Genomic DNA, 12618 nt, shown 5'->3' on the forward strand with positions numbered 1-12618 from the left:
GTGAGGGAGACATGAACAATCAGCCCAAATCAGTTCGCACCGCAGACGATGATCGCTATAGCAAGCCTGGACCAGACGAGGAAACCGGAGGCGTCACCGGCGCCCTGGGAGAAGGGCTATCGGCATCCGATGCGCCTGAACCCGCTTTAAGCAAGCCTGTGGTCTATTTGAAGAAAGGCTGCCCTTTCTGTTTCAAACTGCGGCTCGCATTGCTGGAAGCCGGAATGCTTGATTGTATTGAGCTTATCGAGTTTGCCGAAGGAACAACTGAGCAGGCTCAGATCAGGGAAAAATTGTCCCCGGTGCTGGAGGATTTGAGCTTCCCCGCTGCAGAGGTTGAGCGGGGCAAGTTCATGAAAGGCTCCGATGCACTGATCAAGTATTTTCTCGGTCAGAAGGGCATCAAGGCCGAGGCACTCCCGACGCTACAGGCATATATTGACGGGCCATTCGCTCAGCTTGTTGAGCGCGTTAAAAACGATTAGCGAGATGGGGTCGAGGATGAGCCCGAATTCCTTGCACAAACTGAAGGGTGCTGGCTATCTCGTTTCCACGCTAAGCGTTTTGCTGTTGGCAGTCGTTAGTTGGGACGGCGCGCATAAAAGTATTTTGCCGACGATATGTTTGATATCCGGCGCGGCAACATCCATTATCGGCATGTTCTGCCGCTGGCTTACCTATCAGATTGAGAAGAACCAACAGAATGGCGATTGAATAGTCGCGCGACGAATTATCACTCTGTCTTCGCGTTCTAATTGCTTTTAGAAATACCTCTCCAGCCGATTACCTTCGCCGAAGCCACTTTCCTTGCAGAACTCCATTTCAGTAGCGTCGCGATCAGCACTTAAGTGCAGCAGCCAACTCGCGCCCATTATCTCATAAATAGATGTATATTATAAGTTACTAATTTTCTCTATGTTAACATTAATTCAGATTACACTAAACAAGTCATCACGAAATTGTATAAGTATATCTCGTGGGTTTGTGTTGCATTGGTCACGTGTTCTAGGCGCACTCTGACCAGCACGACGGAATGTCAACGGATTCGGAGGGAAGAATGCTAAGATATCTGACCATGGTGGGGGCTATCGCGGTTGGTGCAACAATTGCGCCGCCGTTCACTCTCGAAGCAAAAGCTCAAACGACTGTCGAGTGCCGCTCAAGAGACTACAAATACGATGAATGCTACGCCGGGCCGCTGTCCAGGCCACAACTTATCCATCAAACGTCAAGCTCTGCTTGCATACTGAACCGCACGTGGGGATACAATCCAAAGAGCCGCTATATATGGGTTGCGCAAGGGTGTTCCGGCGTATTTGCAGATGTCGGTGGCTATCACCATGGCCGGGGCGATGGGTTCGATCCGGGTGCGCGCCAGTATGATCATCATGGTCATGATATTGGCGGTGTTGTCGCAGGTGCAGTTCTCGGTGCAATCGTCGAGGGAATGGTTGCCGATAACAAGCACAAACACAGCCATGCAACAAGCAACTACCGTGACTCCGGTGACTATAATGGCTGCCACGGCATTGGGTGCACTGTCGACAGGCCGGATAGCTCTGAGCGTATCGATAACACACCGCAGTTCGATAGAAACGGCGAACCCAACTACGATACGCATGGCAATTATATCGGCTGTCACGGTGTCGGATGTTTGGTGGACAGCCCTGATTAGCAGGTTGCATAGATGAGGGCGCGCAAACGCGCCGCCCTTATCTTTAAAACGCAAAGCAAATGGCAATGTTGTTATGCGTCGTCAAAATAAGATTTCGTATTTACTTCGAATCTGCCATAGAAAAGAAGCTCTTAATGGGCAGGGGCGCGGCGGCTGTTAATATTGGCCGTCGGGTGGATTAATCTCTGGCCGGATGCGTCGCTGCCACGAAATGACGTGGTCGCCCTTTTCTAAGTCAGGATGACATTGCAGATCGTGAACTACAGGAAGTCAGCTAACAAAGGCCTCTAAAAATGCAGTCGTCGTCGTGTTTCCAAGTTTAAATGTTGCTCTGGTGCCGTGTTCTTTCGAGACGGGCTTGATCCAGCATAGCCTCGCACGCGGCCATCTGTTCCCCCCTTATGAGGAGTATCGAATGCCACGATTGAAGTTAAAGTACCTCATACTTGCAGCTGTGCCTTTGGTAATCACTGGCTGTGTCACCGCAGATGAAGTCTTCCAAGACAAATGTTCGTCCTTCGGCTTTCGCCCGGGCACCGATGCCTTCGCGAACTGCATGATGCAACAAAGTGCGCTTCATGAACAAGATGAGCAGCGCGCTCAGGATCGCATTCAGGCACAGGAAGAGCGTGATCGTGAACGCAAGCGGGAGCGCCGCCGCCGTGAAGAAAGCCAGATAGATACACGGCCTCAGTTCGATAGGGACGGCAATCCGAACTTCGATACACAAGGCAATTATACCGGTTGCCATGGCGTGGGATGCGAAGTCGATAATCCGGATACCGACAACTAAACGGACGGCTGGATCAACAATCGAAAGCTTTCGTGCCGTTCTCGCGAGCGGGATACTGAATTCTTTTTAGTGTCCCCCGTTATATGCGCGTTCACTGAAAATATACGAAATAAATACTCATTTGAAATGCATAAGCGATTAAATTTATTGTAGGGCCAAAGACCTGGTGTTAGTCGATTTTTAAAAGGAGCGGCTATCAACCCTCCAAATTGCATAGCGCGGGTTCCCCCCTTTATTGCCCTCGTTATCGCGGTTTAAAGAAAAGGCCCTGAACTATGTTAACTGCTGCCCTGGAGTGGTCCGTTCCGATACTGCTTTTCCTTTGCGGGATCGCACTTATCGTCGCGGCAAAGTTGAACGCGACGACCATAAAATGGGGCGTCGGTTTGTGTCTTTTGGGCGTCGGTTATTCGTTGATGCTTATTCGTACTGAAAGCTTTTCCGCTATTAAACCGCTTGGTGAAGATCTCCTGATAATATCGGGGATTGCGATTTGCTGCCATGCGTTTGCGAGCAAGTTTAAGCTTCGAGTACTATCTGTTTTTGATGCGCTGATTGTTTTTCTCGCTTTAGCAGCGGCTGCTTTTTCATTGTTCTATTTTCAAAGCGTTAGACTGGAAAGTCTATCTGTTCTAACCGGATGCGCTGTTCTTTTGATTTCATATTTATCGCGCGTAAAATTTGGAATGAGAACCGCTAGTGAATGGATATTAATATCAGTTTTTTCTTTTGCACTGGTTTGTTTGTTGATGCAAGCGGCTGCATATATATTTGTTCAAGACGTCGATCCCACAGTTGGTCTATGGAGTAATTCCATATGGGGCGTCTTTCTGCAATATACAGGTCTTTTCGGCGGTCTTATACTCGCGCTGTCAGTGCTCCTGACAATAAATTTGGATATCATTGCTGCCTATCGAGATAGGATAAGCCGAGTTCCCGATACGCTTCCCTTATCGAAATCGCGTGCGTTGGATCAGTCGTCCGTTACGGTCGAAGCCTCTGTGCTGCACAGCGGAGCGGAAATACAGCATTCTTCCAGCACGTCTGCCGATTTTTCGAAGACGTCCACTATTTCGATGAATGGCGTAAATCAGCGGGAAGTGGAACAGAATGAATTTCCGGATATGGATGAAGCTATACGTGCATGTCTTGCCAAATTGACAAGCGCAGCCGAATTCTCCAGATCGCCGCGTGCGCGGAAATTTCTTATCTATATTGTCGAAGAAACCCTTTCAGGGCGGGCGGACAGAATAAAAGAATATACAATCGCCTTGGATGTATTTGACCGGAAAAGCGGGCACGATCTCGCAGGCGATTCACTCGTCAGAACAAGTGCCAAGAGGCTCCGACAATCACTGGACGTCTACAATAACGGGAAGGGAAAGCTGGAACCCATCCATATCGCGATCCCCAAGGGAAGCTATATACCAAAGTTTTTCCGTAACATTCCGTCCGATATCAACCCCGTCTGACGTTTCGCGGTGGATGTGACGGTTACGTAACCTCCCCAAAACCTGTTGCTCATTTAAGGACTATTCAAAGTAGCGTATTCTGATCGAGTGTTGGTCAATACGAGCGTGTTAAATACTGCGTTTAAGGGGTGCGCATGGTTGATCGGATATACTGGCTGTCAGCGGCTGGTTTGAGAAGCGAATCTTTAATAATCGGCGAACTGCGGATGGATTTCAGACGTGCCGCCTGGCGACTAAAATTGCAGAGCGCCATTTTTGGTCGCGAATATCCCTCTGCTCGAACACAGCCCTTTCTCGATAGAAAAGAAGTTCTACCTTCGCGTGAGTGGGTAATCGAAGTCCACAGATCCTCGTTGGTTGTCCGCACTCTCCAACGCAGGCACTGTGACAGACCGCTGTCAGTTCGCCCCCAGTTAACTGGCAGCGGTCGCCCTTTTGTTGCGCAAAACGAACGGTTTAGTACGGTTTTGAGCTCGGCGGTCGGATGAAGTGGCTCGACAGTATTCCCGAAGAATGGGGTAAGTTGCACAAGAGCGATAAGAGCGCGGTCACCCTTACCCGGACCGGGCCAAATCAAATCCAGATTGTGGCCCCAGATCCCTTCGCGCTTATCCTGCTCACGCCGCAGATAAAACGGGAGGCGAGAATAGGCTCCGACCGAAGCACCACTGCGAATGTCCCGGTTGGATCGCTGGAGCTTATTCCGGATCAGGCTGATCTCTTCGCGCGCTGGCGCACGCCAAAGGAAAACATCCTGTCCTGTTTCGGAAGCGATCGGTTGCGCAATCTGGCCGGTGTAGAATTTGAGACGGATGAGTTTGAGTTAAGGCCGTTGAGCCCTGGGCGGATAGATAAGACCGCATTGGCGCTTGCGCGGCTCATGCGGGAGGAGATTTTACGCGGAAACGACAGCTCCAATTTGCTGTATCTGGATTCCCTGAATGTCGCGTTATGGCTGCATCTCCTGCGAAATCATTCTTCCATTAGGAAAACTACATATAACGGTCTCGCAGGTGGTTTCTCGGCAAGGGCCTGGCGCACGGTGGACGATTATATGCGCTCGCATCTCGCAGATACCATTCCTATCGAAACCCTTGCGAGTTTGGCGCGCTTATCCGTCAGCCATTTTTCCCGCGCCTTTCGTCAAACTACCGGCAAAAGCCCGCATCAGTATCTCATTGATCTGCGTGTCGAGCGCGCAGAACTTCTCATTCGCGCCGACGATCTGCCGCTTGCCGAAATCTGGCGGATTTGCGGGTTTGGAAGCCAAAGCCATATGACTTCCCTTATAAGGGAACGGTTGCATACAACGCCCACAAAGATAAGGCGTGGCGAAATATAAGAACGCAGGCAGGTTGTCTCTTAACCTGCCGCGTTCCAAAGAGCCGCCATTGTTCGAAAACGACTGTCATATCTGAATTCAATCAGAAAGGAATAACAGCATCTGATTTAGTAGCGATAACTCAGATATGCATGCTCATATAGCGAGTATCAGCCCCTTCCTGGAGGGATAGCTGATGAATTCGGTAATTTTCAAAGGAGGCCCTTTCCATGACCGATCATTCCATCAAAGGCAAAACCGTCATTATTGCTGGCGGTGCGAAAAATCTGGGGGGGCTTATCGCGCGTGATCTCGCCTCTCATGGCGCCAAGGCAATCGCGATCCACTATAACAGCGCAGCAAGCAAAGCGGATGCCGATGCCACCGTTGCCGCTGTCAAGGCGGCAGGTGCGGAAGCCGTTGCATTTCAGGCCAATCTGATCACGGCTGGCGCGACGGAGAAGCTTTTCGCTGACGCGATTGCAGCCCTTGGCAAGCCGGATATTGCCATCAATACCGTCGGCAAGGTCTTGAAGAAGCCAATGACCGAGATCTCCGAGGCTGAATATGACGAGATGTCCGCAGTCAATGCGAAAGCCGCATTCTTTTTCATCAAGGAAGCAGGCAAGCAACTGAACGATAACGGCAAAATCTGCACGCTGGTCACTTCGCTGCTCGGCGCTTATACGCCGTTTTATTCGAGCTATGCCGGTACGAAGGCTCCCGTCGAACATTTCACGCGCGCCGCTTCAAAAGAGTTCGGTGAGCGCGGGATTTCAGTGACCGCTATCGGACCCGGTCCCATGGATACGCCGTTCTTCTACCCCGCTGAAGGTGCGGACGCGGTGGCCTATCACAAGACAGCCGCAGCACTTTCGAGCTTCTCGAAGACAGGCCTGACGGATATTGGCGATATTGTTCCGTGGATCCGCTTGCTGGTCTCGGAAGGCTGGTGGATGACGGGGCAGACAATTCTCGTCAATGGCGGTTATACAACCAAGTAGACCAGTAACGGCGGATCGAGTACGCTCGGTCCGCCGGTGCCCGTTCAGATTTTAGGCGATAGAGGAGCGAGACGATGCAGCGATTGATGATGTTCGGTTTGGTTGTGTTTGCTGTGCTCCAGTCTTCTCTTGCCTATGCCGATTTGAAGGCGGCGGATCGCCGGCTGAATGACCTTTATGGTCAGGTCATCAATGCCTTGCCGGATGGAAGTCAAGCGCAGCTCAAGGAAAGCCAGCGCAACTGGATCAAGTACCGCGACAGTGAATGCCGCTATCAGCAAGTAAACTACGCGATCATGGTGTCTGAAGCGGATTGCAAGGAAGTCCTGACGCGCCAAAGAATAGGTCTCTTGAGCCAGCAGTTGGGTTGGCTGAAAAAAATCGGACAGCAGGACGATTCCGATGCAGCCATGGATTGTAAACAAGAGATTGGTGCGAAAGCGGCCAATATTCTCGTCAACCAATGCAAGGAAATTTCGCCCGCCACCAACCCGCCGTGCAATTCGGGAAATTCATGCGATTTGATCAGGGATGAAATCAAGCGCGGTTGCGGCATGGTAAGCGGTAAGAAGCCGTCCTATTGTCAGTAGCTCGATCCTCTGCAGGTAGGCAGGAATTCACTCAGTTAGTGTGGTGCCCAAAGCCAACGAATGGAATATCAGCCGTCGTTGGGAAAGGTACGCCCTGATAGCAGGTCGTTATAGATAATGTAGTCACTGTTCTCACCAATCATGTATGATTAACACATTGTTTTGATTGATTTTAAGTAAACCGTGGGTTGTTGAATGCGCCCTTAAGTGTTAGTCGATCAGCGGACAGGACGGCGTAAGCAATCCACGTTTTTGCGTGGCATACTCGACCTTCTGACATCAGTTAAGTCTGTATTCAACTAAATGATTGTAAAGGCCGCCGTATAATCAATTCCGCTTTGGAATGGTCCGTTCCACTATTGATCCTTGTTTGCGGTTTTGGCCTGATTGTTGCTGCCCGGTTCGGTTTTCCAACAATTCTATGGGGTCGCGGATTATGCCTGCTTGGAGCTGGCTATGGCCTGATGCTCTTTCGCACGGCCACATTCTCGGCGGTTAAACCTTTGGGAGAGGACTTGCTCATTCTGGCGGGCGTGGCCCTATGCTGCCGCGCGCTGGTTTACCATTTCAAAATGCCAAAGAAGCCGGTTTTAGAAATCGCTCTTGTCGTGATTTTCCTTGGCGCAGCGGCACTATCGCTGGCGCTTTTTCAAAGCGTGAGGCTTGAGACGCTGTCGATACTCAGTGGCAGCGCATCACTGACATTGGCGTCTCTCTGGCAGGTGAGAGCAAAGAAGAAATCCTCTTCCGAGAATGTACTTTTTGTGACCTTTATTGCCATCTTCGCGTTTCTTTTGGTTCAGAGTGTCGTCTATCTGTTTTTGAGCGACGCCGCGCCTGAGGTCGGCTTTTGGAGCCGTTCGTTCTGGGGCGTTATGCTGCAATATACGGGGCTTTTCGGCGGCGTTATCTTAACGTTTTCGATTGTCCTTGCGGTGAGTATCGATCTGATCAACGGCTATCGCGATATGGCTCACACGGACTCGCTCACACGTGTTCCAAACCGCAGAGGTCTGCAGGCGTTCCTGCGCTCGTTTCAGCTGGCCAATGGGTCGGTCGAGCCAACGACAATCATTCTTGCGGATATTGATCACTTCAAAACGGTGAATGATCGGTTTGGCCATCATGCCGGCGATATGGTTTTGACTGATTTTGCTCAATTGTTACAGGAACGGGCGGGCCCGGGAAGCTGCGTGGCGCGCTTGGGGGGTGAGGAATTTGTGGCACTCCTGCCCGGAACTTCTGCGTCGGTTGCAACCACTCTGGCCGAGGATTTGCGCCAGACATTTGCAGCCAGACGATGGCGCCATATATCTGCCGATCTGCAGCTGACCGTGAGCTTTGGCGTAACAGTGCTGGAACAGGGCGAGCCGTTTAAATCGGCAATCGCCCGCGCCGACAGCTATCTCTATCGTGCCAAGCAACACGGACGAAATCGCGTTGAGAGGGATCGAGCGGCGTAGTTCGGCGTTGCTTGTGCCTTGCCGGTCGAACAATGGCCAATTTGCCCGTTCCTGTATTAAGAAAGAAATTAGCGACGCGGGTTGCGCGGTGCCCCGTGACAGCGCGAGCAAGGCATGCCATAGGAAGGCCAAGTTATCACAAGGCCTCCCACACTCATGATCCGTATCGACAATATCAGCAAGTCGAATAGCCATCGCATTCTGTTTATCGAAACCTCCGCCGCATTGAACCGTGGTGAAAAGATTGGTCTTGTCGGGCCAAATGGCGCTGGCAAAACAACGCTTTTCCGTATGATCACCGGTGAAGAACTGCCGGATGAAGGTCAGGTCACGGTCGAAAAAGGCGTGACAATTGGTTATTTCAACCAGAATGTCGGCGAAATGGGTGGACGTTCGGCGGTTGCCGAAGTCATGGATGGCGCCGGGCCAGTCAGCATTGTTGCTGGGGAACTGCGCGAACTTGAAGCGGCCATGTGCGATCCCGATCGGCTCGATGAGATGGATGCGATCATCGAGCGCTATGGCGAGGTTCAGGCCCGCTATGAGGAACTCGACGGGTACGGTCTGGACGGCCGGGCGCGTGAAGTTCTGGCTGGCTTGAGTTTCAGTCAGGAAATGATGGATGGCGATGTCGGCAAATTATCCGGCGGCTGGAAAATGCGCGTTGCGCTTGCCCGTATTTTGCTGATGCGTCCTGATGTGATGCTGCTCGACGAACCAAGCAACCATCTTGATCTTGAAAGCCTGATCTGGCTCGAAGCTTTCCTCAAGAACTACGATGGCGCGCTGTTGATGACATCGCATGATCGCGAATTCATGAACCGCATCGTCACCAAGATTATCGAAATCGATGGCGGCTCGCTTAATTCCTATTCGGGTGATTATGCCTTTTATGAAGGCCAGCGTGCGCTGAACGAAAAGCAGCAACAGGCCCAGTTCGAGCGTCAGCAAGCAATGCTGGCCAAAGAAATAAAGTTCATTGAGCGTTTCAAGGCGCGCGCATCTCATGCATCGCAGGTGCAGAGCCGTGTGAAGAAGCTTGAAAAAATTGACCGTGTGGAGCCACCGCGTCGGCGCCAGACGGTTGCTTTCGACTTCGCGCCCGCTCCGCGTTCGGGAGAAGACGTGGTCAGTCTCAAGGGCGTCAACAAAACCTATGGTAGCCGCACGATCTATGACGGACTGGATTTCATGGTTCGCCGCCGTGAGCGTTGGTGCATTATGGGCGTCAATGGCGCCGGTAAATCGACGCTGCTGAAGCTTGTCGCAGGTGCAGCGGAACCCGATCAGGGGATTGTGAATCTCGGCGCCAGCGTGAAACTTGGCTATTTTGCGCAGCACGCGATGGATATTCTGGACGGCGATAGCACTATTCTCGAATGGCTGGAGCAGCGTTTTCCAAAGGCAGGGCAGGCTCCATTGCGCGCGCTAGCTGGCTGCTTCGGCTTCTCCGGGGATGATATCGAGAAGAAATGCCGGGTGCTGTCCGGTGGTGAAAAAGCGCGGCTGGTCATGGCCGCGATGCTGTTCGATCCGCCGAACTTCCTCGTACTCGATGAGCCGACGAACCATCTGGATCTCGACACCAAGGAAATGCTTATCAAAGCGCTTTCATCTTATGAAGGGACGATGCTTTTCGTATCGCATGATCGTCGTTTTCTGGCGGCGCTTTCCAATCGCGTGCTGGAACTCACGCCGGATGGCATTCAGCAATATGGTGGCGGCTATACCGAATATGTCGAAAGCACAGGACAGGAAGCACCGGGCCTGCATGTGGGATAATGCGTAAAAACAAATAGATAGAGCGATTCCCCGATTTCGTTTGAACCGGAACCGCTCTAGGTCGCGACTTTCCGAAGCGACTTCTCGATTTCTCCGCCGCAATAGGCATCGCCATAATCATTGAAGCTTTTGGTATCCAGCGCAGCCAGCGACGGTATCTCCTGCATCCGCTTGGAAAGACCCCATATCATCGGTGAGGTATCTTTGATTATGGTCTCAATTGTAGCGAACCTGTCGGCCATCGTAGACCAAACGATAGAAGTCACGATGTCGGCGATGCCGGGCTTTTCAGTTCCAAGCATAAATCCTGTATCGACTTTAAGCCCGTTTCGCTTGCCAGTATCTTGAAAAATGCGGAGCCATTGGCGTAGTCGGGGAACGAATTCGGTCCATTTTTCACGCGTCCACATTTCACGCCCGCCGTCGAGCGTCAGTTCATCGATGACGTCGTTCGCATCGTTTACAATCTTGGCTGTCAGTGCTCGTTTTTCGATTGTTGTTGGCAGGAGTTCCAGCCTTTCTCCGAGGTACATGGCGATCGCGGGCATTTGTGACACCGCAAAATTGCGCGGACGATCAATCAGCACCGGTGGGCCCATAAATGCGATCGGCTGCTCCTCGACATCAAGGCGCATGACTTCTTCAATCTCGCCGAAATCATGTTCATCCCAGGAACATTCAGCATAAGCCAGAATTCCTCGAATGAACTGGCCGCGGAATGGTACTGGCCAGTAGTAAAGATCGAAATCGCTCAATTGCCACTCTCCTCCTCGCACGCATCAAGGATAACCGGCCAGACCAGCTGAGGTTCCATGTGTTGGAGCTAAGCGGCGATTACTGTCCTCGGCGGGTCAAGGAGACAGAGTTTTTTGGTCTGGTCAGGAGACTCCAGCGGAGATTTGGTTCAGCAGCGCAAACAGGATGGCGGAGAGGATCGCGGCGGCGGGGACAGTCACTACCCAGGCGGCAGCAATGGTCAGTGCATGCGAACGGCGAACCAGCTTGCGACGGCGACGCTCTTCTACGGGAACAGAATTCAGTGGTAGAGCCTGGCGTGCTTTCTTCAACCGCCGTTCTGTGTCCCATTCGCGGAAAAAGCCGACCCCAAAGATCGCACCGATGGCAATGTGGGTCGAGCTGACGGGCAACCCCAGCCAGCTGGCGAGAATGACCGTGATTGCGGCTGAGAGTGAGACGCAATAGGCCCTCATCGGGTTCAGCTTTGTGATCTGATTGCCAACCATGCGAATGAGTTTGGGACCAAATAGACACAAGCCGAAGGAAATGCCGCAGGCTCCAATCAGCATGACCCAGAGTGGTATTACAACGCCTTCAGTTAGCGTACCGGTCTGTGATGTCTGGACAATTGCCGCGAGTGGCCCGACAGCATTGGCGACATCATTCGCGCCGTGGGCAAAGCTGAGCAAAGCAGCCGAAACGACCAACGGAATGCTGAACAGGACTTTAAGCGACTTGTTACGGTTTTCGAGGCCCCGGGACTGGCGGCGAATGACCGGGATCAAGGCAATCCAGCTTCCGATGCCAAATGCCAATCCGATAATCAAGGCTACCCCGATCGACACGTCGATCAGCTGCTTCAGTCCTTTCATGATCAGATAGGTTGCAAAGGTCCCCGCCATGAGCCCCACAAGGATGGGCACCCAGACGCGAGCCGCAGCAATTTTATCCGCGCGATAGACGATACGGGCCTTGATCAGCCAAAGAAAACCAGCCGCTATGATAGCGCCCAACACGGGCGAAATAACCCAGCTTGCCGCGATGGCCGCCATCTGGGACCAATTGACTGCGCCGAGGCCTGCCGCGACGACACCCGCTCCGACGACCCCGCCGACAACCGCATGAGTGGTCGAGACAGGCGCACCGATCCATGTCGCGAGGTTAACCCAGAGGGCAGAGGCAAGCAACGCCGCCATCATTGCCCAGATGAACATCATCGGGGTGGCGAGCGTATCTGGCGCGATGATGCCCGTCGCCACGGTGGACACGACGTCAGTCCCCGCGATGAGCGCACCCGCACTTTCAAACACCGCGGCAATCGCAATCGCGCCGCCCATGCTCAACGCATTGGCACCGACGGCAGGGCCCATATTGTTGGCCACATCATTAGCGCCGATGTTCAAGGCCATATAGGCGCCAAAAACGGCCGCGGCGACGACAATCAGCGTCTGGCTGGTCTGACCGAGCAGCATGGCCGCGCCAAGCCCTGCAAGGATGATAAATACCAGCGCCACGCCCGGTGCCACGAGCGGACGTGAAACGTAACTCGCTGCCGTTTCGAGGTTGGCGAAACGGCCCAAATCTCGATCCAAGGTCTCTAAGTGCCGAGCTTCGAGATCTTCGTTTGCCATGATTTACTCTTGATTACTAACGCGATGTAGCGGTCGAAATAGCCGCTTGTGAATGGTCCATTGAAGGAATTTTGAGCGTTTTTAACTGTCACAATTGAAAAAAGTCAATGACTCGACGCGGCGAAGATGCCTTCGGTCTGTCATTTCAT

General features: G+C 52.4%; 12 protein-coding genes. 10 read left to right on the top strand and 2 right to left on the bottom strand.

What is annotated here, in order from left to right; genetic code table 11:
• The first annotated feature begins 11 nt into the window (after positions 1–11).
• From HWD97_RS03975 to HWD97_RS04020, 10 genes are all read left to right on the top strand, one after another.
• Complete coding sequence (locus HWD97_RS03975; RefSeq protein ID WP_371834748.1) at positions 12–485, top strand: hypothetical protein; 474 nt, start codon at positions 12–14, stop codon at positions 483–485.
• 16 nt (positions 486–501) lie between these two features.
• The gene (locus tag HWD97_RS03980) at positions 502–714 is read left to right on the top strand and encodes a hypothetical protein (RefSeq protein WP_371834749.1); all 213 of its coding nucleotides are present in this window, start codon (positions 502–504) and stop codon (positions 712–714) included.
• Positions 715–1057: 343 nt separating this feature from the next.
• On the top strand, positions 1058–1675 hold the full coding sequence (locus HWD97_RS03985) for a DUF3011 domain-containing protein (RefSeq protein ID WP_109365605.1): 618 nt from the start codon (positions 1058–1060) through the stop codon (positions 1673–1675).
• A gap of 415 nt (positions 1676–2090) precedes the next feature.
• Positions 2091–2468: a hypothetical protein gene (locus HWD97_RS03990; RefSeq protein WP_109365606.1), complete on the top strand. Its 378-nt coding sequence runs from the start codon at positions 2091–2093 to the stop codon at positions 2466–2468.
• Between the two features lie 275 nt (positions 2469–2743).
• On the top strand, positions 2744–3940 hold the full coding sequence (locus tag HWD97_RS03995; RefSeq protein WP_371834750.1) for a hypothetical protein: 1197 nt from the start codon (positions 2744–2746) through the stop codon (positions 3938–3940).
• Positions 3941–4424: 484 nt separating this feature from the next.
• Entirely contained in the window at positions 4425–5282 is an 858-nt protein-coding gene (locus HWD97_RS04000) for an AraC family transcriptional regulator (RefSeq protein ID WP_283735563.1), read from the top strand.
• A 209-nt stretch (positions 5283–5491) separates the two neighbouring features.
• Positions 5492–6265, top strand: a complete 774-nt coding sequence (locus tag HWD97_RS04005; protein ID WP_109365609.1) for an SDR family oxidoreductase — start codon at positions 5492–5494, stop codon at positions 6263–6265.
• A gap of 74 nt (positions 6266–6339) precedes the next feature.
• Positions 6340–6855 carry a lysozyme inhibitor LprI family protein gene (locus HWD97_RS04010; protein ID WP_109365610.1) on the top strand — a complete coding sequence of 172 codons (516 nt, stop codon included), beginning with the start codon at positions 6340–6342 and terminating at the stop codon, positions 6853–6855.
• A gap of 464 nt (positions 6856–7319) precedes the next feature.
• Positions 7320–8318, top strand: a complete 999-nt coding sequence (locus HWD97_RS04015; protein WP_371834751.1) for a GGDEF domain-containing protein — start codon at positions 7320–7322, stop codon at positions 8316–8318.
• A 156-nt stretch (positions 8319–8474) separates the two neighbouring features.
• Entirely contained in the window at positions 8475–10100 is a 1626-nt protein-coding gene (locus tag HWD97_RS04020; protein WP_319080424.1) for an ABC-F family ATP-binding cassette domain-containing protein, read from the top strand.
• A gap of 56 nt (positions 10101–10156) precedes the next feature.
• Here the strand turns inward: HWD97_RS04020 and HWD97_RS04025 are convergent, their stop codons facing one another.
• Both HWD97_RS04025 and HWD97_RS04030 read right to left on the bottom strand, forming a co-directional pair.
• Entirely contained in the window at positions 10157–10855 is a 699-nt protein-coding gene (locus HWD97_RS04025; RefSeq protein WP_109365612.1) for a glutathione S-transferase, read from the bottom strand.
• Positions 10856–10978: 123 nt separating this feature from the next.
• A complete protein-coding gene (locus tag HWD97_RS04030) occupies positions 10979–12469 on the bottom strand; it encodes an inorganic phosphate transporter (RefSeq protein WP_109365613.1) in 1491 nt (496 codons plus the stop codon).
• Positions 12470–12618 lie beyond the last annotated feature (149 nt).

This window comes from Ochrobactrum sp. C6C9, from assembly GCF_022627935.1.
GTDB classification, from domain to species: Bacteria; Pseudomonadota; Alphaproteobacteria; order Rhizobiales; family Rhizobiaceae; genus Brucella; species Brucella teleogrylli.

Bases quoted from the DNA above. Each gene is read 5' to 3' on its own strand.
- HWD97_RS03985 (WP_109365605.1), top strand. From the start codon at position 1,058: ATGCTAAGATATCTGACCATGGTGGGGGCTATCGCGGTTGGTGCAACA.
- HWD97_RS03995 (WP_371834750.1), top strand. From the start codon at position 2,744: ATGTTAACTGCTGCCCTGGAGTGGTCCGTTCCGATACTGCTTTTCCTT.
- HWD97_RS04030 (WP_109365613.1), bottom strand. From the start codon at position 12,469: ATGGCAAACGAAGATCTCGAAGCTCGGCACTTAGAGACCTTGGATCGA.
- HWD97_RS04000 (WP_283735563.1), top strand. From the start codon at position 4,425: ATGAAGTGGCTCGACAGTATTCCCGAAGAATGGGGTAAGTTGCACAAG.
- HWD97_RS03975 (WP_371834748.1), top strand. From the start codon at position 12: ATGAACAATCAGCCCAAATCAGTTCGCACCGCAGACGATGATCGCTAT.
- HWD97_RS04010 (WP_109365610.1), top strand. From the start codon at position 6,340: ATGCAGCGATTGATGATGTTCGGTTTGGTTGTGTTTGCTGTGCTCCAG.
- HWD97_RS03990 (WP_109365606.1), top strand. From the start codon at position 2,091: ATGCCACGATTGAAGTTAAAGTACCTCATACTTGCAGCTGTGCCTTTG.
- HWD97_RS03980 (WP_371834749.1), top strand. From the start codon at position 502: ATGAGCCCGAATTCCTTGCACAAACTGAAGGGTGCTGGCTATCTCGTT.
- HWD97_RS04005 (WP_109365609.1), top strand. From the start codon at position 5,492: ATGACCGATCATTCCATCAAAGGCAAAACCGTCATTATTGCTGGCGGT.
- HWD97_RS04015 (WP_371834751.1), top strand. From the start codon at position 7,320: ATGCTCTTTCGCACGGCCACATTCTCGGCGGTTAAACCTTTGGGAGAG.
- HWD97_RS04020 (WP_319080424.1), top strand. From the start codon at position 8,475: ATGATCCGTATCGACAATATCAGCAAGTCGAATAGCCATCGCATTCTG.